Origin of the sequence: Ahrensia kielensis DSM 5890 (genome assembly GCF_000374465.1) — a bacterium.
Lineage (GTDB): Bacteria > Pseudomonadota > Alphaproteobacteria > Rhizobiales > Rhizobiaceae > Ahrensia > Ahrensia kielensis.
Genome location: NZ_KB894529.1, coordinates 40,650 through 61,210, shown reverse-complemented (window position 1 = coordinate 61,210; position 20,561 = coordinate 40,650). Strand labels below are relative to the sequence as shown.

At 48.9% G+C, this 20,561-nt stretch carries 19 protein-coding genes; 16 read left to right on the top strand and 3 right to left on the bottom strand.

The annotated features are described in order from the left end of the window. The 6 genes from C504_RS0106460 to C504_RS0106435 all read left to right on the top strand — a co-directional run bounded on the left by C504_RS0106460 (nucleotide 1) and on the right by C504_RS0106435 (nucleotide 7,190). On the top strand, nucleotides 1-1,596 hold the full coding sequence (locus tag C504_RS0106460; RefSeq protein WP_018688502.1) for a carboxyl transferase domain-containing protein: 1,596 nt from the start codon (nucleotides 1-3) through the stop codon (nucleotides 1,594-1,596). A gap of 1 nt (nucleotide 1,597) precedes the next feature. Continuing rightward, nucleotides 1,598-3,568, top strand: coding sequence for an acetyl/propionyl/methylcrotonyl-CoA carboxylase subunit alpha (locus C504_RS0106455; protein ID WP_018688501.1), 1,971 nt, complete (start codon nucleotides 1,598-1,600; stop codon nucleotides 3,566-3,568). Beyond that, nucleotides 3,565-4,428: a hydroxymethylglutaryl-CoA lyase gene (locus tag C504_RS0106450; RefSeq protein WP_018688500.1), complete on the top strand. Its 864-nt coding sequence runs from the start codon at nucleotides 3,565-3,567 to the stop codon at nucleotides 4,426-4,428. The genes C504_RS0106455 and C504_RS0106450 overlap by 4 nt, the downstream gene beginning before the upstream one ends. Then, entirely contained in the window at nucleotides 4,418-5,203 is a 786-nt protein-coding gene (locus C504_RS0106445) for a crotonase/enoyl-CoA hydratase family protein (RefSeq protein WP_018688499.1), read from the top strand. The genes C504_RS0106450 and C504_RS0106445 overlap by 11 nt, the downstream gene beginning before the upstream one ends. Nucleotides 5,204-5,489: 286 nt before the next feature. Next, complete coding sequence (locus C504_RS0106440) at nucleotides 5,490-6,404, top strand: MYG1 family protein (RefSeq protein WP_018688498.1); 915 nt, start codon at nucleotides 5,490-5,492, stop codon at nucleotides 6,402-6,404. Nucleotides 6,405-6,440: 36 nt separating this feature from the next. Continuing rightward, nucleotides 6,441-7,190 carry a ZIP family metal transporter gene (locus tag C504_RS0106435; protein ID WP_018688497.1) on the top strand — a complete coding sequence of 250 codons (750 nt, stop codon included), beginning with the start codon at nucleotides 6,441-6,443 and terminating at the stop codon, nucleotides 7,188-7,190. 15 nt (nucleotides 7,191-7,205) lie between these two features. On the opposite strand, the gene C504_RS0106430 is transcribed toward C504_RS0106435, so the two are convergent. The 3 genes from C504_RS0106430 to C504_RS0106420 all read right to left on the bottom strand — a co-directional run bounded on the left by C504_RS0106430 (nucleotide 7,206) and on the right by C504_RS0106420 (nucleotide 10,118). After that, nucleotides 7,206-7,949 (bottom strand): sulfite exporter TauE/SafE family protein, encoded by a 744-nt coding sequence (locus C504_RS0106430; RefSeq protein ID WP_018688496.1) that lies wholly within the window; start codon nucleotides 7,947-7,949, stop codon nucleotides 7,206-7,208. A gap of 209 nt (nucleotides 7,950-8,158) precedes the next feature. Continuing rightward, nucleotides 8,159-8,932: a siderophore-interacting protein gene (locus C504_RS0106425; protein ID WP_018688495.1), complete on the bottom strand. Its 774-nt coding sequence runs from the start codon at nucleotides 8,930-8,932 to the stop codon at nucleotides 8,159-8,161. A 169-nt stretch (nucleotides 8,933-9,101) separates the two neighbouring features. Further along, on the bottom strand, nucleotides 9,102-10,118 hold the full coding sequence (locus tag C504_RS0106420; RefSeq protein WP_018688494.1) for an Ldh family oxidoreductase: 1,017 nt from the start codon (nucleotides 10,116-10,118) through the stop codon (nucleotides 9,102-9,104). Nucleotides 10,119-10,230: 112 nt separating this feature from the next. Between C504_RS0106420 and C504_RS0106415 the strand changes: the two genes are divergently transcribed. The 10 genes from C504_RS0106415 (at nucleotide 10,231) to C504_RS0106370 (ending at nucleotide 20,561) form a co-directional block, all read left to right on the top strand. Continuing rightward, the gene (locus C504_RS0106415; protein ID WP_026317275.1) at nucleotides 10,231-11,745 is read left to right on the top strand and encodes an aldehyde dehydrogenase (NADP(+)); all 1,515 of its coding nucleotides are present in this window, start codon (nucleotides 10,231-10,233) and stop codon (nucleotides 11,743-11,745) included. Between the two features lie 169 nt (nucleotides 11,746-11,914). Continuing rightward, nucleotides 11,915-12,721, top strand: a complete 807-nt coding sequence (locus tag C504_RS0106410) for an ABC transporter substrate-binding protein (protein WP_018688492.1) — start codon at nucleotides 11,915-11,917, stop codon at nucleotides 12,719-12,721. A gap of 72 nt (nucleotides 12,722-12,793) precedes the next feature. Next, nucleotides 12,794-13,459: an amino acid ABC transporter permease gene (locus C504_RS0106405; RefSeq protein ID WP_018688491.1), complete on the top strand. Its 666-nt coding sequence runs from the start codon at nucleotides 12,794-12,796 to the stop codon at nucleotides 13,457-13,459. 11 nt (nucleotides 13,460-13,470) lie between these two features. Next, complete coding sequence (locus C504_RS0106400) at nucleotides 13,471-14,124, top strand: amino acid ABC transporter permease (protein ID WP_018688490.1); 654 nt, start codon at nucleotides 13,471-13,473, stop codon at nucleotides 14,122-14,124. Continuing rightward, nucleotides 14,117-14,839, top strand: coding sequence for an amino acid ABC transporter ATP-binding protein (locus tag C504_RS0106395; RefSeq protein WP_018688489.1), 723 nt, complete (start codon nucleotides 14,117-14,119; stop codon nucleotides 14,837-14,839). The genes C504_RS0106400 and C504_RS0106395 overlap by 8 nt, the downstream gene beginning before the upstream one ends. A 72-nt stretch (nucleotides 14,840-14,911) precedes the next feature. Further along, nucleotides 14,912-16,147, top strand: a complete 1,236-nt coding sequence (locus C504_RS0106390) for an NAD(P)/FAD-dependent oxidoreductase (protein ID WP_018688488.1) — start codon at nucleotides 14,912-14,914, stop codon at nucleotides 16,145-16,147. Beyond that, entirely contained in the window at nucleotides 16,144-17,145 is a 1,002-nt protein-coding gene (locus C504_RS0106385; RefSeq protein WP_026317274.1) for a 4-hydroxyproline epimerase, read from the top strand. The genes C504_RS0106390 and C504_RS0106385 overlap by 4 nt, the downstream gene beginning before the upstream one ends. Beyond that, nucleotides 17,142-18,824, top strand: coding sequence for a cis-3-hydroxy-L-proline dehydratase (gene lhpI, locus C504_RS0106380; protein ID WP_018688486.1), 1,683 nt, complete (start codon nucleotides 17,142-17,144; stop codon nucleotides 18,822-18,824). Before C504_RS0106385 ends, lhpI begins: the two co-directional genes overlap by 4 nt. Before the next feature lie 136 nt (nucleotides 18,825-18,960). Further along, nucleotides 18,961-20,022 carry a TRAP transporter substrate-binding protein DctP gene (dctP, locus tag C504_RS0106375; RefSeq protein ID WP_018688485.1) on the top strand — a complete coding sequence of 354 codons (1,062 nt, stop codon included), beginning with the start codon at nucleotides 18,961-18,963 and terminating at the stop codon, nucleotides 20,020-20,022. Nucleotides 20,023-20,039: 17 nt separating this feature from the next. After that, on the top strand, nucleotides 20,040-20,561 hold the full coding sequence (locus C504_RS0106370) for a TRAP transporter small permease subunit (protein WP_018688484.1): 522 nt from the start codon (nucleotides 20,040-20,042) through the stop codon (nucleotides 20,559-20,561).

Sequence of the window (20,561 nt, the reverse complement as noted above, 5' to 3'; positions counted from 1 at the left end):
ATGACGGTCCTTTCATTCATCACGATCCCCAATGATGATAACGCTGCAGCTATGCAGGCGCAGTATGATATTGTGGCTCAAGAAGCTGCCCGCATTATTGAGGGCGGCCCTGAGCGTGCAAAAGAACGGCATGTCAAACGTGGCAAGTTGCTACCCCGTGACCGAATTCAAGGGTTGCTTGATCCAGGTTCTCCGTTTTTGGAAATCGGTCTCTTTGCGGCCAAGGATGTTTATGTCGATGACATTCCATCTGCGGGTGCAATTGCTGGTATCGGCAAGGTGGAAGGCCGCGACTGCATGATCGTGTGCAATGATGCGACTGTTAAGGGCGGCACCTATTATCCGTTGACGGTGAAAAAGCATCTTCGCGCACAAGAGATAGCGGAGGAAAATCTTCTGCCATGTCTCTACCTTGTTGATAGTGGCGGCGCGAACCTGCCCAATCAGGATGAGGTGTTTCCCGACCGCGATCACTTCGGGCGGATTTTTTATAACCAAGCCCGCATGAGCGCGAAGGGTATTGCGCAGATCGCCGTTGTTATGGGCAATTGCACAGCAGGCGGAGCTTATGTGCCTGCGATGTGCGATGAGACAATTATGGTCAAAGAACAGGCCATGATTTTTCTGGCCGGACCACCGCTTGTCAAAGAAGCGACGGGTGAGGAAGTGGACGCTGAAACGCTCGGCGGCGCAGATACGCATACGCGCCTATCAGGTGTAGCAGATTATCTGGCCGAAGATGATGCCCATGCGCTTGCACTGGCCCGCCAGATTGTGCGCACGCTTGGCAAAGCGCCTCAAACAAATGTAAACCTTGCAACAGCAAAAGCACCTGCATATCCTGCGCAGGATCTTATGGGGCTTATTCCGGTAGATACCAAACAACCTTATGATGTGCGCGATATCATTGCGCGTATTGTTGATGGTTCGGAGTTTGATGAGTTCAAAGCGCGTTATGGCACAACGCTCGTAACTGGCTTTTCGCATATTGAAGGCATTCCGGTTGGGATTATAGCGAATAATGGTGCGCTGTTTTCTGAAAGCTCGTTGAAGGGAACGCACTTTATTGAGCTATGTTGTCAGCGCAAAATTCCGCTTCTTTTTCTGCAGAATATTACAGGCTTTATGGTGGGCTCAAAAGTTGAAGCCGGCGGTATTGCCAAAGATGGTGCTAAACTTGTGAACGCCGTCTCGACAGCCAATGTGCCCAAGATCACGGTCATTATTGGTGGCTCTTATGGTGCGGGAAATTACGGCATGTGCGGACGTGCTTTTAGTCCGCGGTTTGTTTGGATGTGGCCAAACGCACGTATCTCAGTGATGGGCGGTGCACAGGCCGCAGGCGTTTTGGCGACTGTGACACGCGCAGGAAAAGAAGCGCGCGGCGAGGAATGGAGCGCCCAAGAAGAGGCGGCATTCAAGCAGCCTATTCTTGATCAATTCGAAAAGCAGTCACACCCATTTTATGCTTCGGCACGTCTTTGGGATGATGGTATTATTGACCCGCGCAAAACCCGCGATGTGGTGGCACTTAGCCTAAAAGCTTGCCTTAACGCACCGGTAGAGGAGACAAGCTTCGGCTTGTTTAGAATGTAACATGTTCTCAAAAATCCTTATTGCCAATCGTGGCGAAATCGCTTGCCGTGTTATGCAAACAGCAACGCAGATGGGCATTAAAACGGTCGCTGTTTATTCAGATGCCGATGCATCGTCCCGCCATGTTGCCATGGCAGATGAGGCGGTGCGCATTGGTCCTGCCCCCGTTGGTGAAAGCTATCTGAAGGGCGACATCATTATTGCTGCTGCCTTGCAAACAGGTGCGCAGGCTATCCATCCAGGTTATGGCTTCTTGTCCGAGAACCCTGATTTTGTGGAGGCGGTGGAAGCTGCCGGACTGACATTCATCGGCCCAAGTGCCAAAGCCATTCGCGCAATGGGGCTAAAAGATGCGGCCAAAGCGCTGATGGTCAAGGCAGGTGTTCCGGTTGTGCCGGGCTATCACGGTGAAAATCAGGATGCAGCGTTTCTTAAAACTCAAGCCGATGAGATCGGTTATCCGGTTTTAATCAAAGCGCGTGCTGGCGGCGGCGGCAAGGGCATGCGGCTGGTTGAAAAACCGGAAGATTTTGCATCTGCTCTGGAAAGTGCTGCCCGTGAAGGAAAAAGCGCCTTTGGCGATGCTGCGGTTCTGATTGAACGTTATATTACATCACCGCGTCATATCGAAGTACAGGTATTTGGCGACAGCCACGGCAATGTGGTTCATTTATATGAGCGTGATTGTTCATTACAGCGCAGGCACCAAAAAGTCATTGAAGAAGCACCAGCGCCAGGCATGACCGACGATGTGCGTGCCGCGATGACAGATGCTGCGGTTAAAGCGGCGCAAGCAATCGACTATGTGGGCGCAGGTACGATTGAATTTATCGTGGATGGGTCTGGCGCGCTGCGCACAGACGGGTTCTGGTTCATGGAAATGAACACGCGTCTGCAAGTTGAACATCCGGTAACCGAAGCCATTACAGGCAAAGACCTTGTTGCGGCTCAATTGCGGGTTGCGGCAGGCGAACCATTGCCATTTAGTCAAGCTGATCTGTCGATCAACGGTCATGCCTTCGAAGCGCGGCTTTATGCTGAAGATGTACCGGCAGGGTTTTTGCCTGCAACCGGTCATATCGCGCATTTGGCATTCTCGGATATTGCCCGTAACGATAGCGGCGTGCGCGCTGGTGATGATATTACGCCTTATTATGACCCGATGGTCGCGAAAGTTATCACGCATGGTGCTAATCGCGCCGAAGCATTGTTGCGACTAAGTGCAGCGCTTGGTGACACGCATGTGGCCGGAACGGTGACCAACCTTTCCTTTTTGCAGGCATTGGCCGCACATGAGGGCTTCAAAAAGGGCGAGGTCAATACAGGCCTAATCGCTGATGAGATCGATCATCTGACTTTGCCAGCGGCATTAAGCGATGAAGTTACTGCCATTGCAACGCTTGCTGCTTTAAACATCAACCCGCAAACCGATGGTTGGCGTTTATGGGGTGAGGCATCCCATACGGTTTGTTTGCGTTTTGCTGATGAACTGCTTGAGCGTAAAATCATATTATCTGGAGCAGGTGCCGCTCGTTTAACAATGCCTGATGGTACTTTATGTGCAGCGTTAGACAATGTTGTGCGCACGCAAGATAGTTGTTCTTTTATGATGGATAGTCAGCGGCGTTCTGCCCGTGTTGCCACATTTATGCGGGGCAATGAAACAGTCGTATCTGTTCATTTTAATGGACACACATTTGAGTTTACGCGTCCTGATCCTTTGTCTGGGCGCAGCGATGATAAGCTCAGCGCTTCGGCAGTCATTGCACCGATGACAGGTGTGGTTCGTCTTGTGAATGTTGCTGAAAAATCCAAAGTGGAGGCAGGGCAGCGCGTCATTGTCATTGAGGCAATGAAAATGGAAATGGCGTTGGAAGCACCACGCGACGGCATTGTCGCTGCTATCTCATGCAAGGTCGGTCAGGCAGTTGAAAGCGGCTCTATTCTTCTTCAGCTTGAAGAGGATGAATGATGGAGAATGTTCGCATCTATGAAGTCGGTCCGCGCGATGGCTTGCAGAACGAAAAAGCAATCGTTCCTACGCAAACCAAGATCGCTCTTATTGATCTTCTGTCCCAAGCTGGTTTTTCCCATATCGAAGCAACGTCATTTGTGCCTGCCAAATGGGTGCCGCAAATGGCAGATGCAACCGAAGTCTTGAACGGCATCAATCGGGCGCAAGGCGTATCCTATGCTGCACTAACACCGAATATTATCGGTTATGAAAAAGCACTTGCTGCCAAGGCGGATGAGGTTGCGATCTTTGGTGCGGCATCCGAGACTTTTAGTCAGAAGAATATCAATTGCACAATCGCTGAAAGTATTGAGCGTTTTATCCCTATCGTAGAACGCGCTCGCGCAGATGGTGTTCCCGTCAGAGGCTATGTGTCATGCGTTGTCGGCTGTCCCTATGAAGGCGATATTGCGCCGGAAGCGGTGGCACAAATTGCCGCAAAGCTGTTTGAGCTTGGTTGCTATGAAATCTCGCTTGGCGATACCATTGGCGCAGGCACACCGGAAAAAATTATCGCTATGCTGAACGCGGTAAAACAACATGTGCCTGTTGATAAACTGGCAGGTCATTATCATGATACAAATGGCAATGCGCTCGATAATGTAAAGGCAAGTCTAAATGAAGGTTTGCGCAATTTCGACAGTGCCATTGGCGGCCTTGGCGGATGTCCTTATGCGCCAGGCGCAAAGGGCAACGTATCGACCGTGAAGCTTGCCCATATGCTTGAGCGAGAACACTATCACACTGGCTTGAATTTTGATGTTTTGGCGAAAGCTGAAGCGCTTATATCTATGCTTGGAGAAAACCATGACCGATAGCACTCTAGCGACTTATGAAACCTTGGCGTTGACATTAGATCCACGTGGTATCGCGCATCTGGTCCTCAATAGACCCGAAAAGCATAATGCGATGGATGCGCAGATGATTGACGAGCTGCATGATGCTGCCAAACTTCTAGGTGATGATGAGCGCGTGCGGGCTGTTATCTTATCTGCCAATGGAAAGACATTTTGTGCAGGCGGCGATTTGGGCTGGATGCAAGATCAAGCTAAAAAAGATCGTGCGGGAAAAATTGCTGGTGCACGCAAACTGGCCGACATGTTGTTTGCTCTAAACATATTGCCAAAACCATTGATTGCTAAAGTACACAGCAACGCTTTTGGCGGCGGCGTTGGCTTGATGGCCGTGTGCGATATTACCATCGTCGCTGAAGGGGCAAAATTTGGTCTAACGGAAACTAAGTTGGGATTGATACCTGCCACCATTGGGCCGTTTGTTGTTGATCGAATGGGCTCTGCATTTGCACGGCAAGTGTTTTTTACAGCCAAAAGTTTTGATACGGATTTTGCTTTGCGTTCGGGCCTAGCGTCGAAAATTTCAAACAATTTGGATGATGATATAGAAGCCGAATTATCGGCAATCTTGCAAACCAAATCTGGCGCTGTTGCCAGTGCAAAAGCTCTTTGCCAAAAACTATCCGGCAGCATCACGCAAGAGACTATAGAAGAAACAATTGAGGCTCTAGCGGACCGCTGGGAAAGCGAAGAAGCACGCGATGGCATCGCCGCTTTTTTTGAAAGAAGAGCCAATTAACATAGTTTTAGAAAGCCTTTTTGCTTGGTTTGCAGCGAGAGAAATCAATTAAAATTCATGATTATACTTATATTTTCCTGTAATTACTTAGAGTAGAGAATCTATACTTAAGTTTAATTGTTTTGTTTGTTTAAGGTTTACCTTTGTTGACGGTAAGGCCGGATGAGTATTTGTTTTACTTAAAAAATGTTGATCTAAGTGTCATTTGCTGTGAATACGCGTTTGAAACATTTTTGAATAACCGTACAACTGCGCATTATGACGTGTACGATACTTGGAGCCTCCCATGACAATTACCCATCTTGTAACGCATTCTGGCGGTTTCCATGCCGATGAGTTGTTGTCCTCTGTTGTGCTCACGCGGCTTTATCCGAAGGCTGAATTGTTGCGTAGTCGTGATCGTGAGCTGCTAACACCTGCACCGAGTAAAATTATTTATGATGTAGGCGGCCACTATGATGCTGAAGCGCAGATATTTGATCACCATCAACGGCCAAGCCCTTTACGTGAAGACGGGCAGCCGTTTAGTTCTTTTGGTTTAATCTGGCATCATTATGGGCGGGAATATCTTGCTGCCCTGAATGTGCCAGCAGACGATATCGAAACAATCCACGTAGCTATTGATATAAAATTTGTGCTGCCGATAGATCTTTTGGACAATGGCGCAATAGAACCATCTGTCGCGGGGCCGCTCTCAGGTTTAACATTGCCTGCATTGTTGGAGAGCATGAAGCCGGTGTTTGACGATATGTCGCCAACGGCAAATGATGATGCGTTTTTTGAAAGTCTAACCATTGCGCGTAGCTTCGTGGAAGCGGCTGTTCGTAATAGAGCGGCTAAAGCGCGTTCGCAAAGTCTTGCTCTTGACGCTATCGCCAAAGCAGGTGCTTCTCCAATTCTCGAACTGCCTATGGGCATGCCTTATCGTTCTGCATTAGATAAAATGGAAGCTGACCACATCTTGTTTGTGGTCAATCCGCGCGGAGGTGATTGGACGCTTAATGGCATCAAGCTGTCCAATGACACATTTGAACAGCGCGCTGATTTGCCAGCCGCTTGGGCAGGGCTGACAGATAAAGCATTGGAAGAGGCGAGCGGTGTTAAAGGCGCTAAGTTTTGTCATAATGCGCGTTTTATAGCGGTTGCAGACTCACGCGAAGCCATTATGCAAATGGCTGAACTTGCAGTGAAGGCAGTTTAGCCACACAGTTGAATTGGTTAGAGCCAAGGGTAACAGATGGAATATTTATCACTTCCAGTCCAAGCAGCACTTTGGGGCTTTGTCGCTGGCGGAGCGCTGCTTCTTGGTGCGGCTATGGGCTACTTTCTAAACCTATCCAAAATGGTTAGCTCATCAATCATGGCATTCGGGATTGGCGTCCTGATTTCTGCTCTTGCTTTTAATTTAATGGACGAGGCCTTTAAAACCGCAGGAAGCATAGCCGCGACTGTTGGGTTTGTTTTTGGTGCGACACTTTATGGTTTGGCCAATGCTTTTTTGTCTCGGTCTGGCGCAGCTGGGCGCAAACAATCCAGTGCTGTTACTGCTGGCGCGGCTGCATCCATTGCTATCGCGATTGGTTCGCTTCTGGATGGTATTCCGGAATCGGCAGCTATCGGCATTTCGCTTCTTGATGGTGAAGGCGTAGCTTTTGTAACGCTGCTAGCGATTTTTATCTCCAACGTGCCCGAAGGTCTTTCAAGTTCAGTCGGCATGAAGGCCGCAGGAAAATCCGCTTCATATGTGTTTTCCATTTGGGGAAGCATTGCCGTGACATGCTCAGTTTCAGCTTTGCTTGGCTATCTGATTATTGGTCAACTCGGTCCGTTTTACATTGGTGCTGCGATTGCCTGCGCGGCTGGAGCAATATTCGTGATGCTGATTGACACGATGATACCAGAGGCCTTTGACGACATTCATGCACTGTCAGGACCAATCGCTGCGGCTGGCTTCTTATTTGCTTTTGTCGCGAGCCATGCCTTTTAATTGAAAGCTTGATAATCAAAACAGCCGATAAAAGAATATGGCGCTCATTGTAAAGCCAACGAGAGCAATAATCATACGGACGATTTTCTTTGGCAATGCACGTGCAATTGGCGCGCCAGCATAGCCGCCTAATGTTGAGGCCAGCATCATCGCCAGTGCATAGTGCCATTCAATCAAACCGCCTATTGCAAAAACGACAACAGATATTGCGGATAAAACGAATGACAGCCCGCTTTTCAAGCCGTTCATTTCATGAATGTTCGTCATCCCCCAGAGGGCGAAAAGCGCCAGCAGAACAATGCCAAGTCCGCCATTAAAATAGCCACCATAGATACTGGCGAGTAACAGCCCGACTGCGCCGAACGGCGTGACTGCCTTGTCTTTCTTTGCTGCCCAATTGCGGATTTTTTCGCCATACAAAAAAGCCAGCGTTGCCCCGAACAACAAGAACGGCACGATGAGCGAGAAAGCTTTATTGGATGAGAACAGTAATAATAGTGAACCAATTAAACCGCCGACCAGCGTTATAATAATCAGTCTGATTATTTGTTTGCGATCGAACTTACCCAGTTCATCACGAAACCCTAACGCGCCGCCTAAATAGCCTGGAAAAACGGCGACAGCGCTAGTTGCATTCGCCATTACAGGCGGAACGCCAATGAATACCAATGCGGGAAAGGTCAAGAATGTACCGCCGCCAGCAATCGTGTTTAAAATTCCTGCGAGAAAAGCAGCAATAAGAATAATTGTTATTTCCATCGTCTGCTTTCAACGGACAGGTTGATCAATTTGAGCGCAAGCAAAATGTGTCGCGAAATTAGAACCCATTGTTATAAGCATAAGATTAAGTGAGCAAGTTACGCGCGCGGCTTACGGTAATTATTAGTCAATTCCACTGAGCCAACATCTGATCTAAATCAGAGTTGGCCGCGAAGTTTTGAACGTTTCGAAGAGCTTGAAAAGCACGTTCATTCGTTGCGTTTTTCAATTTGATGCTCATCCTCGATCAGACCGATTTTCCAATAGCCAGATATATAGGCGTTTTCCTTCGGTACTTGTTTCTCGTTGACGAGGTAAACGCGGAGCGCGCGGATCACGGAGCTCTCACCAGCAATGCACGTTTGAATAGTGCCTAATGGTAAATCCAAGCCACGAATGAAATTCTCTTGAAGTGGTGAAGCTTGGTGTGGATCAGGCGAAATGAGCCAATGAATTTCAATGCCCTCTGGTGCTTGTATCGTTTGTTTATCGGCTTCAGATAGGATTTCGAAAACCGCAACACCTTTCGCATCTTCAGGCATTGCTTCAAGTGCGGCGCAGGCAACAGGCAGCGCCGTCATATCAGCGGCAATCAAATAATAATCGACATAAAATTCGGTGAGTTTCGGCATGCTTGGGCCAGCAAAACCACAAAAGTCGCCAGGCTTTGCGCGGGTTGCCCAGCGTGCAGCAGGTCCCGTGTCACCATGGGCGACAAAGTCGACATCCATTTCCAGAGGGTCTTCGCGAAATGAGCGTACCGTATAGGTGCGCGTTACCGGCTTGGGACCATTTTCCAATTGCTCAGCAAAATCTTGGCGTGATTGACCTTCGGCGGGCAGTAAAATTTTGCAATTTCCACCCGCGCGATCAGTCGGTATGCCGGCAAGTTCATCACCGGCAAAAGTGATGCGCACCATATTGGGGGTGATGTATTGCGCGCGCTCGACTGTAAGCAAGCGTCTTGATGGTCGTTTTTCCATGCGTCGAATCCTATAAGTGCAGGCTAATCGGCCTGCCAGCAATTGATGGCTTGGCCGATAATAGTCTGGTTTTTAGGCGTAAGTCGCATACATGACAAAAATACTCAAGTTTAAATTACGCTTGAGTATTTTCGTGTCAATATGAGGAAATCGACGGCAGTATCAGGGCTTATGATAAAAACGATTGCAGAGATTGCATCTCGTCGCTTGTCAGCGTTACGCCCTCACGCATAGTTTTATCGCGCATTGCAAAGCGACGTTGTGATGGCAAACGTGCGCCTTGACCCAAAATAGCATCGAAAAGCGTTTCCGCGCGATCAAACGGATTGCCGGGCCGTCCGGCGGAGAATTTTTCTGGGCTAAATGCAATGATGAGTTCGCCGTGATGCGGCGAAAGTGTTGTGTTGCCGAGGTTTTCTAAGGCTTCAGGGCTGGTCATGTCGCCAATCATCACACCCGATAAAAGCTCTATCATCGTTGATATCGCCGACCCTTTATGTGCGCCGAATGGCAACATGGCACCTGCAAGAGCTTCTTCTGGATCAATTGTTGGCTCACCATTAACATCCATTGCCCAGCCTTCTGGAATTTGTGTTCCAGCGCGGCGGTGCAATTCAATCTCGCCGCGAGCCGCAATTGATGTAGCAAAATCAAAAACATAAGGGTGCTTGGCAGGGCGTGGCCAGCCAAATGCCAGTGGGTTAGTGCCCAATAAAGGTTCTTTGCCGCCGTGCGGCGCAACACTTGCGTAGCTCGGGCAGATGGCAAGTGCAGCCAATCCCATATCCGTTAGCGTTTCAATTTCTGGCCAAAGAGCTGAAAAATGAGTGCATGAATTAATAACGAGTGTTGCAACACCCAATTCGCGTGCGCGTTCAGCAAGAGCAGGAGCGCCGAGCGCAAAGGCTGCTGGTGAAAAAGCGCCTTTGGCGTCTACACGTAAAACGGCAGATCCGTCATCTGTAAGTTCTGGCTCTGCACGTGGTTCAACTTTGCCAGCTGCAATTGTGCGAAGGCAGCCCTCGATGCGGTAAATACCATGTGACTTACAGCCGTCGCGCTCTCCAGAAACAATGACTTTAGCCGTGGCCTGAGCCTGTTGATCTGACATGCCTGCCTGTGTGAAAATCTTAACGACCAGCGCGCTCAATTCGTCGATGGATAGCGTGTTTGTTTCTTGCGTCATTTTTGGTCCCTTCTTGCCGCATGTCTGGTTGCGATATCTGTATACATAATGTATGCAAAAAGAGAAGTTCTTTTTCTTATCCCAAAAGTTCAAATATTTATTAGGAATTATAATGACTTTTACACCCCATGGAAAACATTTAATCGCCGGCGAATGGGTCAGTGGAACAGATACGTTTATGTCTGAACCTGCGCATGGGTCTGCTCATAGTTTTAGTGTGGGCACTGTTGATTTGGTTGACCGTGCGGCACAAGGCGCAGAAGAAGCTTTTTGGCAATATGGCTATTCTAGCCGCGAAACACGGGCCGCATTTTTGGATGCTATCGCTGATGAGATTGAGGCGCGCGCCGATGCCATTACGCAAATCGGCAGCCAAGAGACAGGCCTGCCAGAAGCACGCCTTCAAGGTGAGCGCGGCCGCACAACCGGTCAGCTTCGCCTATTTGCTGATCATATCCGCAAGGGTGATTATTTAGATAAGCGCATTGATGAAGCACAGCCAGAGCGCAAGCCTGCTGCTCGGCCAGAAATCCGTATGATTGAACGGCCAATTGGCCCTGTCGCTGTGTTCGGCGCATCTAATTTCCCGCTCGCATTTTCAACAGCGGGCGGTGATACGGCAGCAGCGCTGGCGGCTGGTTGTCCTGTGGTTGTTAAAGGCCATTCGGCTCACCCGGGAACAGGCGAAATCATTGCTGAAGCCGTTTTAGCTGCAATCGAAAAGACTGGCATGCCGCGCGGTGTGTTTAGCCTTATTCAAGGTGGCAAACGTGATGTAGGGCAAGGGCTAGTGCAGCATCCACTCATTAAGGCTGTCGGGTTTACCGGTAGTTTAGCTGGCGGAAGAGCGTTGTTTGATCTTTGTGCTGCTAGATCTGAACCTATCCCTTTCTTTGGCGAACTTGGCAGCGTAAACCCGATGTTTGTTCTTGCTGAAAGCGTTAAAGAACGGGCTGAAGAGATGGGACGTGGATGGGCCGGATCGCTTCTCATGGGCGCAGGCCAATTCTGTACCAATCCGGGTATCGCAGTTGTGCTAGATGGCGCAGATGCTGACCGGTTCGTTTCAGCTGCAAAAGCATCATTGGAAGAGGCTGCGCCTCAAACAATGCTGACAGATGGTATTGCAAAAGCCTATCGCGATGGTTGCGAGCGCTTTATGGATAGCGATGCAGCTAAGCCCGTTTATACAACAGAATCCAGCGGCCGATCTGCCTCTCCAAACATATTTGAAGTCAGTGCAGAAGAGTTTCTCAAGGCGCATGATTTGGGAGAAGAAGTGTTTGGTCCGCTCGGCCTTGTGGTTCGGGCAAGTTCAATGGATGAAATGTTGAAATTGGCAAAGGGTCTTGAGGGGCAGCTTACCATTACATTGCATATGGATAATGGCGATCTATCTGAAGCGAAAATGCTGGCACCTGTTCTGGAGCGCAAAGCAGGGCGTTTGTTGGTCAATGGTTTTCCAACAGGCGTAGAAGTTGTAGACTCAATGGTTCATGGTGGGCCGTACCCTGCTTCAACCAATTTTGGTGCGACATCGGTGGGAACATTGTCTATCCGACGTTTCGTGCGCCCTGTCAGCTATCAGAACTTCCCGATTGAATTGTTGCCTGAAGATCTGCGCTAAATTACTCGTGTTTACTCCCATCCCAGCATGCTGTGAACGCATATAAGGGGTGGGAGTACAACTTCTGTATACTTTTTGTATTTTTAATTTGATTTTCTCTTTTTCTAGTGGAATAAATATCAAGTGAGATCGGTTCAGAAGGCCGTGACACTCAAGGGAGAATTTAAAAATGAAAACCAAATTTTCTGTTTTGGCTTTAGCTGCCACTGCACTTATGACGTTACCTGCCTCTGCCGATAAGCTCGATGACATTATTTCATCTGGTACACTGCGTTGTGCGGTTGTGCTTGACTTCCCGCCAATGGGATCGCGCGATGCGGATAACAATCCAGTCGGTTTTGACGTTGATTATTGTAATGACTTGGCAAAGGCACTTGGTGTTGACGCTGAAATCGTTGAGACGCCGTTTCCTGAGCGTATTCCTGCTCTAATGTCTGGCCGTGTTGATGTTGGTGTTGCGTCAACGTCTGATACACTAGAGCGTGCAAAAACTGTCGGAATGTCCATCCCTTACTTTGCTTTTGAGATGGCGGTTACTGCAAATGATGAAGCTGGTATTAAGTCATATGAAGACTTGAACGGTAAAGTCGTGGGCGCTGTTGCTGGTACTTTCGAAGGTATCGCACTTGAAAACCAAGTTAAAGAGTGGGGACAAGGCGAATACCGGCCTTACCAAACTCAAGCCGATGTTTTCCTTGCGCTTAGCCAAGGCCAGATTGATGCTACTGTATCGACGTCGACTGTTGCGCAAGCCAATGTTAAATCAGGCAAATTCCCAGGCATTTCTGTTGCTGGAAAAGCGCCATTTGATATCGATTATGTTGCTTTGTTCACCAATCGCGAAGAGTATGGTTTCCTCAATTACTTGAACTTGTTCGTCAATCAGCAGGTTCGCACTGGACGTTATGCTGAATTGTACGAAAAATATGTTGGCGGTGATCTGCCCGATTTGACAGTTTCAAACGTCTATCGCTGATCAACAAGATAAAAACATAGAATTGCCGGTGCGGTTTACGCGCCGGCAGACTGTAATCAGGGTGGCGGATTGATGTTTAACTACACGTTCCATTGGAACCAAGCGCTAAGATCTTTACCGCAATTGCTCGAAGGGGCCCTTGTCACACTGGAAATTGCAGTGCTTTCAATGGTTATCGGAATGGTAATTGCAGTGTTCTTTACACTGTTCCGTTTGTCGGGGAACCGATACTTGAACGCATTTGCAGTGTCATGGATCGAAATAGCACGAAACACCCCCGCACTCTTTCAAATCTATATGGCGCATTTTGGCTTAGGTAGCTTCGGAATTCACTTGAGCCCATATGCCGCTTTACTCGCCGGTATTGCCTTTAACAATGCCGGTTATTTGTCTGAAAATTTCCGCGGAGCGCTCAAAGCGATACCGGACACGCAGTCGCGAGCAGGACGTTCGCTCGGTATGACATGGTTGCAGTCTTTTAGGCTGATCGTCATGCCTCAAATGTTCCGTGTCGCTTTCTTGCCGATGACCAACCAAATGGTTTGGGCCATTCTCATGACGTCGCTTGGTGTGACGGTAGGTATGAGCACGGACCTGGCCGGTATAACACAGGCGCTCAATGCGCGCTCGTTCCGTACCTTTGAATTTTTCGCCATCGCTGCGGTGATCTACTACATCATTGCAAAAATCGTAACACTTGGCGCACGGCTACTCGCTGCTCGCATGTTCCGTTACTAGAGGAGGTTGCTATGTTTGATACTGCATTGACAACGAGTGACCTTATGTTCCTTGCCAAAGGCGCAGGAATGACGCTCGCAATTACTGGCGTTTCTGTCGCGGTAGGCACGCTTTTAGGCATTATATTCGGTGTCATTCGCGTGCAGATTGGACCTATTTGGTCTGCGCCGTTGACATTTATACTCGATATTTTCCGCTCAGTTCCGCTGTTGATTCAGTTGGTTCTCGGCAATGCTTTCCAAGCGATCGTGCAATTTGGCTGGGAGCCATTCACCACATCCTGTGTGATCCTCTCGCTTTACACTGCTGCTTACTGCACTGAGATTGTTCGCGGCGCCATTGATGCTGTGCCGCCAACCACGCGCCGTGCCGCCCGATCACTTGGGCTAAACTGGACGCAGGATATGGGCTATATCGTAGCGCCATTGGCAGCCCGTATAGCCTTGCCGTCATGGATTGGATTGACGCTTGGCGTGCTGAAAGATTCCTCTCTGGTATTATGGTTGGGTATGATCGAACTATTGCGCGCGTCGCAAATCTTGATCACTCGGCTACAAGAACCGCTCTTTATTTTGATGATCTGCGGTTTGATTTACTTCGTACTAAGCTTCCCAATTGCCCGACTTGGTGGGTATCTGGAAAAACGGTGGTCACCTAATGATTGAAATTGAAAATGTTCGCAAATCCTTTGGTCCTTTGGAAGTACTTAAAGGTATCGACCTTACGGTAGAAAAAGGCGAAGTGCTCACTGTCATCGGTGGTTCTGGTTCCGGTAAGTCGACCCTTCTGACGTGTATCAACGGGCTTGAGCCTATTGATACTGGTCGTATCTTGGTCGATGGAACTCATGTTCACGCCAAGAGCACAGATATCAATAAACTACGTTGTAAAATCGGCATCGTGTTTCAGCAGTTCAATGCGTTTCCACATCTGACTGTTTTGGAAAACGTAACCCTCGCACCGCGTAAGGTGAAAAAGATGGGACGTGCCGAAGCCGAAGAAATTGCAATAAAGCAATTGAACCATGTTGGACTAGGCGAAAAGCGCGACGTTTACCCAAGCCGATTATCGGGTGGTCAGCAGCAGCGTATGGCTATTGCGCGCGCGCTTGCAATGTCGCCGGACTATATGTTGTTCGATGAGGTTACTTCAGCGCTTGATCCGCAATTGGTTGGTGAAGTTCTCGATACGTTAAAAATGCTTGCTGATGATGGCATGACGATGATCTTGGTAACGCATGAGATGAGCTTTGCTAGAGATGTGTCGGACCGTGTCGCGTTTTTCCATAAAGGTGTGATGGCTGAAATTGGCCCGCCAGAGCAGATATTTGGGGATCCGCAAAATGAAGAAACACGTCAATTCCTTTCAAATGTCCGCTAGATATTATTGCTCAAGCAATAATCTGGACATGCTGTGCGCATTTGCGTTCAAGAGTGTTAAAGATCTAAACTTATGAGCAATACTCAAGTCATCGTTGTTGGGGCTGGCGTTGTCGGCCTTTCAAGCGCGTTGGAATTGCAAGCCAAAGGCATGTCGGTGCGCGTGATCGATAAGGTTGGACCAGCTGGTGGTGCTTCTGCAGGAAATGCTGGTGCATTTGCCTTTAGCGAAATTTTGCCCTTGGCATCGCCCAAGACGATTATGCAATCGCCTAAATGGCTTTTTGATCCACTGGGACCGCTCAGCATTCCGCCCAGCTATGCGCCGAAAATCGCGCCTTGGATGTTACGCTTCTTGGGCGCGAGCCGTCCTGCTCAGGTGAAAAAATCCACGCATGCACAAGCAGAGATGATGCGTCACGCGAAGAAGACGCTTGAACCATTTCTTCTTCGTGCTGGCCTGACACATATGCTGCGCAATGAAGGCCAATTACAGGTCTATGAGGGCGAAAAGCAGTTTCAAGCTACCTTGCTAGGCTATGCAAGTTTGGAGGCTGAGAATGTTCCATTCACGCATCTTAAGGGTGATAGCATAGCTGACTATCAACCGGGCCTTTCGCCTCGTTTTACGCATGCTACCTTTACACCAGCATATGCGACAATTGACGATCCTAAACTTTACACCATCACCTTGGCTGAAAAATTTGTTGCCAATGGCGGAGAGCTTTTAATTGGCGAAGTAAAGTCGCTAACTTCGGATGGCGTTCATACGAGCCTAGGTGATTTTAAGGGCAGGGTTGTGCTGGCCGCGGGTGCATATTCGCACCACCTTGCGCGGACAGCAGGCGTTAAAATTCCGCTTGAAACTGAGCGTGGATATAACACCACATTGCCCAACAATGCGTTTAATCTAAAACAGCATTTGACCTTCGGTGGCCACGGCTTTGTAATTTCCAAATTACGCTCAGGTCTGCGGGTTGGCGGTTCTGTCGAGCTCGGCGGGCTTAATCTTCCGCCAAACTTTGCTCGCGCGCAAGCAATGCTGAACAAAGCAAAAGAATTTCTTCCGGGCTTGAAAACCGAAGGCGGAATTCAGTGGATGGGGTTCCGTCCATCACTGCCAGATTCATTACCTGCTATAGGCGCATTGCCTAGCAATGATAATGTTATCTGTGCCTTTGGTCATGGCCATTTGGGGCTGACACAATCGACAGCAACAGCAGCGCTTGTGGCCGATATTGTTACCGCCACGAAACCAGCTATCGACATTAAACCATTTTCCCCAAGCCGTTTTGCGAGTTGGCTATAATGCAACACACTTTTTCATGTATTGATGGACATACCTGCGGTAATCCAGTGCGTCTTGTCTCTGGTGGCGGGCCGCGCCTTGAAGGTGCGACCATGCTGGAAAAACGCGCCCATTTCCTTCGCGAATATGACTGGATACGTACCGGACTTATGTTTGAACCGCGCGGTCATGATATGATGTCTGGTTCTATTCTATACCCGCCAACGCGCTCTGATTGTGATGTTGGCGTATTATTTATTGAAACGTCAGGGTGCCTGCCGATGTGTGGTCACGGCACAATTGGAACCGTGACAATGGCGATTGAAAACGGTTTGATACAGCCACGTGAGCCGGGTCAACTATCTATCGACACACCAGCTGGCAAGGTTGATATTTCATACAGGCAAGAAGGCCGATTTGTTGAAGAAGTGCGCCTGACTAATGTTCCCGGTTTCTTGTATAAAGAAGGCTTGAGCGCCCATGTTGATGGCCTTGGCGAAATCGTCGTGGATGTGGCCTATGGCGGCAATTTCTATGCAATTGTCGAGGCGCAGAAAAACTTCCGCGATATGGCCGATTTTACGGCAGGTGAATTGATTGGCTGGTCGCCGAAATTACGTGCGGCGCTGAATGAAAAATATGAATTCGTTCATCCTGATCATCCAGACATCAATGGGCTTTCTCATATCTTGTGGACTGGCGCACCGACCGTTGAAGGTGCGCATGCACGCAATGCAGTTTTTTACGGTGATAAAGCCATCGACCGTTCGCCGTGCGGCACGGGTACCTCTGCGCGCATGGCTCAATTGGCAGCCAAGGGTACATTAAAGTGCGGTGATGAGTTTTGGCACGAGTCTATTATAGGTTCGATTTTCAAAGGCCGTGTCGAAGCTGAAACGACAGTCGCAGGAAAACCTGCTATTATTCCTTCCGTTGCAGGATGGGCAAGAATGACAGGTTACAACACCATTTTCATTGATGATCGTGATCCTTTCGCACATGGGTTTGTTGTTAAATGACCGGCGCAAGCGCACTTAGAATTGTATCTGGTATTGCTGAAGGTAACGTTTTAGCCAGCGCCATGGGGTTGAGTTTTTGGGGTGGTGTTGATCCAGTATCAGCCTGCGTTATTGATGCGCATCATCCTTTGCAGGGCAAGAGTGTTGCCGGTGCAGTGTTGATGATGCCGACAAGCCGAGGTTCCTGTTCTGGTTCTGGCGTGATGCTTGATTTAGCGCTTAATGGCAAAGCGCCCGCAGCAATGATTTTTTCCGAAGCCGAGGATATTTTAACGCTCGGTGCGCTGATCGCCGGAGAGCTATTTGAGTGCGGGTTTCCTGTTTTGCAGGTTTCAAACAATTTGTTTGAAACACTGGCGAAGCAATCACATTTGAAAATTGAAGAAGATGTGATTATCGGCGACGAGCTGCGTGTGCAGATCACAAGCGCAGCTTCAACGCACCTAGCTTTGAGCGATGAAGATCAGGCGATTCTTAACGGCCGTGATGGACCTGCTGCGGCACTATCAATGGAAATTATTTGTACCGTTGCCCGCCAACAAGGCGCAACGCAGCTTACAGATATAAAGCGCGGCCATATTGATGGCTGTATCTATGCACATCCAGCTAATCTGATCTTTGCTGAAAAGATGGACGAGATGGGCGCGAAGGTTCGCGTGCCAACCACGATCAACGCGATTTCAGTAGATCGCGTGAATTGGCAAACACAGGGTGTTCCAACCGATTTTGGTTCTTCTGCATCGCGTCTTGCTGATGCTTATGTGCGAATGGGGTGCGAGCCGACTTTTACCTGCGCACCATATTTGCTGAATGATCGCCCGCAGCTTGATGAGGCTATCGCTTGGGCAGAATCCAACGCTGTCATCTATGCAAATAGTGTGCTGGGTGCGCGCACGCCCAAACATCCCGATTATCTGGATTTGTGCATTGCTGTCACGGGAAGAGCGCCGCTATCGGGTGTATATTTAGACGTGGAACGCCGAGCAAAATGTGTGCTGGACATAGAAGTCCCACAAGGTGCGAGTGATGCGATATGGCCGCTTATCGGCTATATTGCTGGTCTAAAGTCACCTGACCGGATACCGCTTTTGCGCGGGCTGGCGGCATTTGAACCACATGACGATGATTTAAAAGCGCTATGCGCTGCCTTTGGCACAACATCAGCAGCACCGATGTTGCATGTTGAAGATGTAACGCCTGAAGCTGCTGGAGCAGCGTTAGACGATGCCGAGATTATTAAAGTCACGCATGATGATTTCGTGCAGGCTTGGCGCCAACTCAACGATGGTCCTGAAGCTGTCGATTTGATTGCGATCGGCAGCCCCCATGCGTCTTTGAGGGAGTGTCAGATGCTTGCCAAAGCGCTTAATGGCCAAAAGATTAGCATTACGACGATTGTGACCGCCGGACGCGGCGTTATCGCGCTGGCGAAAGCTGATGGTACTTGGAAAATACTAACGGATGCAGGGGTGCAGATTATTCCTGATCTATGTTGGTGTTCAATCACTGAGCCAATCTTTCCGCCCAAAACTCGGGCCGTCATGACGAACTCAGGTAAGTATGCGCATTATGGTCCTGGCCTTTCAGGGCGCGCGATGCGTTTTGGTAGCACAAATGATTGTGCCGCCGCCGCGATAAGCGGGACTCTTTCAACAGATTTGCCCGGCTGGTTAAAATAACCGCTCATCACGAGTGTTTCACCAACTCGCTGATACTAAAGGATTATTCCTACAAAAAATTTTATTTGAAAAAGTTGTCGACAAATAAAATACATTATGTACTCTTGAATTTGTAATTTGAAACAAGGAGTTCAATATGAAGCAATTTTTTCTCAAAGCGGGATTGTTGGCAGGGCTGTCCGCGCTTTCCTTTGCAGCTAATGCGCAGGAAGTGACGTGGCGTGTCCCTACTTCCGTTCCGGAAGGTTCACCGTTCTATGTGAACTTTCTCGAACGGTTTGCGGATAATGTTGAAACATTGACCGATGGCGCAGTTGAGATTCAACCATTCGGTGCTGGTATTTTGGTTCCTGCGTTGCAGGTTTATGATGGTGTAAGCGATGGCATCGTTGAAGCTGGCCATTCAACACCTTGCTTCAGTGTCAACAAAGATCCGATGAACGCAGTTTTTTGCGGCTTTCCGGGCGGAATGGGTCCAGAAGCACATGCAACTTGGATGTATGAAGGCGGCGGCAAAGAAAAGCTTGAAGAGATGCGTGCAGCAGAAGGCTTCAAGTCGCTTGTTGTTGGCATTGGTTCATCAGAAGTTATGGCGCATGCCAACAAACCGATCCGCAGTGCTGAGGACTTGAAGGGTCTTAAGTATCGTACAGCAGGCCCATGGGCTGAAGTGACGCGCGATTACTTTGGTGCCGTTCCAACAGTTGTGCCACCAGGTGAGATTTACACTTTGCTTGAGCGTAAAGGCGTTGACGCAATTGAGTGGGCACCACCTTCAGCCAACCTTCCAGAAGGGTTTCATGAAGTTGCCCCTTACATCATTACACCTGGTGTGCATCAGCCAACATTCGTGTGGGAAGTTGTTGTTAAGCAGGAAAGATGGGACGCGCTTGATGACAAGCTAAAGGCTAAAATGGAAGCCGCAGCTGAACTGACAACATTTCAATCACTATACAACTTTTATGACAATGACATGAAAGCAATGGAAGTGTTTGCAGGCAGCAAGGCAGAAGTCATCACGCTCGATCAGTCGTTCATCGACGAGCTTAATGCAGCTGGCGTCGATTGGATCAAGAAGAAAGCTGAAGCCGAAAAAGAAGCTGGCAAAGGCCAGATGGCAGAAACTCTTGCTGAGTACTTAGCTTATCAGGCGCGTTGGACTGCACAAAGCGGCTATTTGATCCGTAACGGCAACTAACAAACAAGGAGGCAATCATGAAAAGAACTCTATTCGCAGCCGTGGACACTATTTCCGCCATTTTGGGATATGCATCACAGGCTATGGTTCTGATCTTGATTGGCTCCATGTTGTATGAAGTTGTGGCGCGCTATGCATTTGGCGCGCCAACACTTTGGGCCTTTGATATTGCATACATGAGCACTGGCGCTCTGTTCATTTTAGGGGCTGCTCAAGCACTTCGCGAAGACGCCCATGTACGCATAGATTTTCTCTCGTCTAAGCTTCCAGCTCGCATACGCGGTGCAATTGACGGGATTGTTTTTCTGTTGGTGCTAACGCCGATTTTTGGATTACTGACCTATGTCGCAAGTTATAGAACTTGGCGGGCATGGATGACCGGAGAGGTGGAGCATGTAAGCCCTTGGGCACCGCTGATGTGGCCGTTTTACAGCGCACTAGCAATCGGATTGGCAGCCTTAACGCTACAATTAGCCATCGAGGGAATGCGAGCATTCTCTGCGACTAAAACACAAAATTCATATAAGATTGAGACGTGA

Excerpts from the sequence above, each read along its gene's own strand:
- C504_RS0106395 (WP_018688489.1), top strand. The coding sequence starts at position 14,117 with ATGATTGAAATTGAAAATGTTCGCAAATCCTTTGGTCCTTTGGAAGTA.
- C504_RS0106390 (WP_018688488.1), top strand. The coding sequence starts at position 14,912 with ATGAGCAATACTCAAGTCATCGTTGTTGGGGCTGGCGTTGTCGGCCTT.
- C504_RS0106420 (WP_018688494.1), bottom strand. The coding sequence starts at position 10,118 with ATGACGCAAGAAACAAACACGCTATCCATCGACGAATTGAGCGCGCTG.
- C504_RS0106430 (WP_018688496.1), bottom strand. The coding sequence starts at position 7,949 with ATGGAAATAACAATTATTCTTATTGCTGCTTTTCTCGCAGGAATTTTA.
- C504_RS0106450 (WP_018688500.1), top strand. The coding sequence starts at position 3,565 with ATGATGGAGAATGTTCGCATCTATGAAGTCGGTCCGCGCGATGGCTTG.
- C504_RS0106405 (WP_018688491.1), top strand. The coding sequence starts at position 12,794 with ATGTTTAACTACACGTTCCATTGGAACCAAGCGCTAAGATCTTTACCG.
- C504_RS0106370 (WP_018688484.1), top strand. The coding sequence starts at position 20,040 with ATGAAAAGAACTCTATTCGCAGCCGTGGACACTATTTCCGCCATTTTG.
- C504_RS0106445 (WP_018688499.1), top strand. The coding sequence starts at position 4,418 with ATGACCGATAGCACTCTAGCGACTTATGAAACCTTGGCGTTGACATTA.
- C504_RS0106435 (WP_018688497.1), top strand. The coding sequence starts at position 6,441 with ATGGAATATTTATCACTTCCAGTCCAAGCAGCACTTTGGGGCTTTGTC.
- C504_RS0106460 (WP_018688502.1), top strand. The coding sequence starts at position 1 with ATGACGGTCCTTTCATTCATCACGATCCCCAATGATGATAACGCTGCA.
- lhpI (WP_018688486.1), top strand. The coding sequence starts at position 17,142 with ATGACCGGCGCAAGCGCACTTAGAATTGTATCTGGTATTGCTGAAGGT.
- C504_RS0106425 (WP_018688495.1), bottom strand. The coding sequence starts at position 8,932 with ATGGAAAAACGACCATCAAGACGCTTGCTTACAGTCGAGCGCGCGCAA.
- C504_RS0106415 (WP_026317275.1), top strand. The coding sequence starts at position 10,231 with ATGACTTTTACACCCCATGGAAAACATTTAATCGCCGGCGAATGGGTC.
- C504_RS0106410 (WP_018688492.1), top strand. The coding sequence starts at position 11,915 with ATGAAAACCAAATTTTCTGTTTTGGCTTTAGCTGCCACTGCACTTATG.
- C504_RS0106400 (WP_018688490.1), top strand. The coding sequence starts at position 13,471 with ATGTTTGATACTGCATTGACAACGAGTGACCTTATGTTCCTTGCCAAA.
- C504_RS0106455 (WP_018688501.1), top strand. The coding sequence starts at position 1,598 with ATGTTCTCAAAAATCCTTATTGCCAATCGTGGCGAAATCGCTTGCCGT.
- C504_RS0106440 (WP_018688498.1), top strand. The coding sequence starts at position 5,490 with ATGACAATTACCCATCTTGTAACGCATTCTGGCGGTTTCCATGCCGAT.
- dctP (WP_018688485.1), top strand. The coding sequence starts at position 18,961 with ATGAAGCAATTTTTTCTCAAAGCGGGATTGTTGGCAGGGCTGTCCGCG.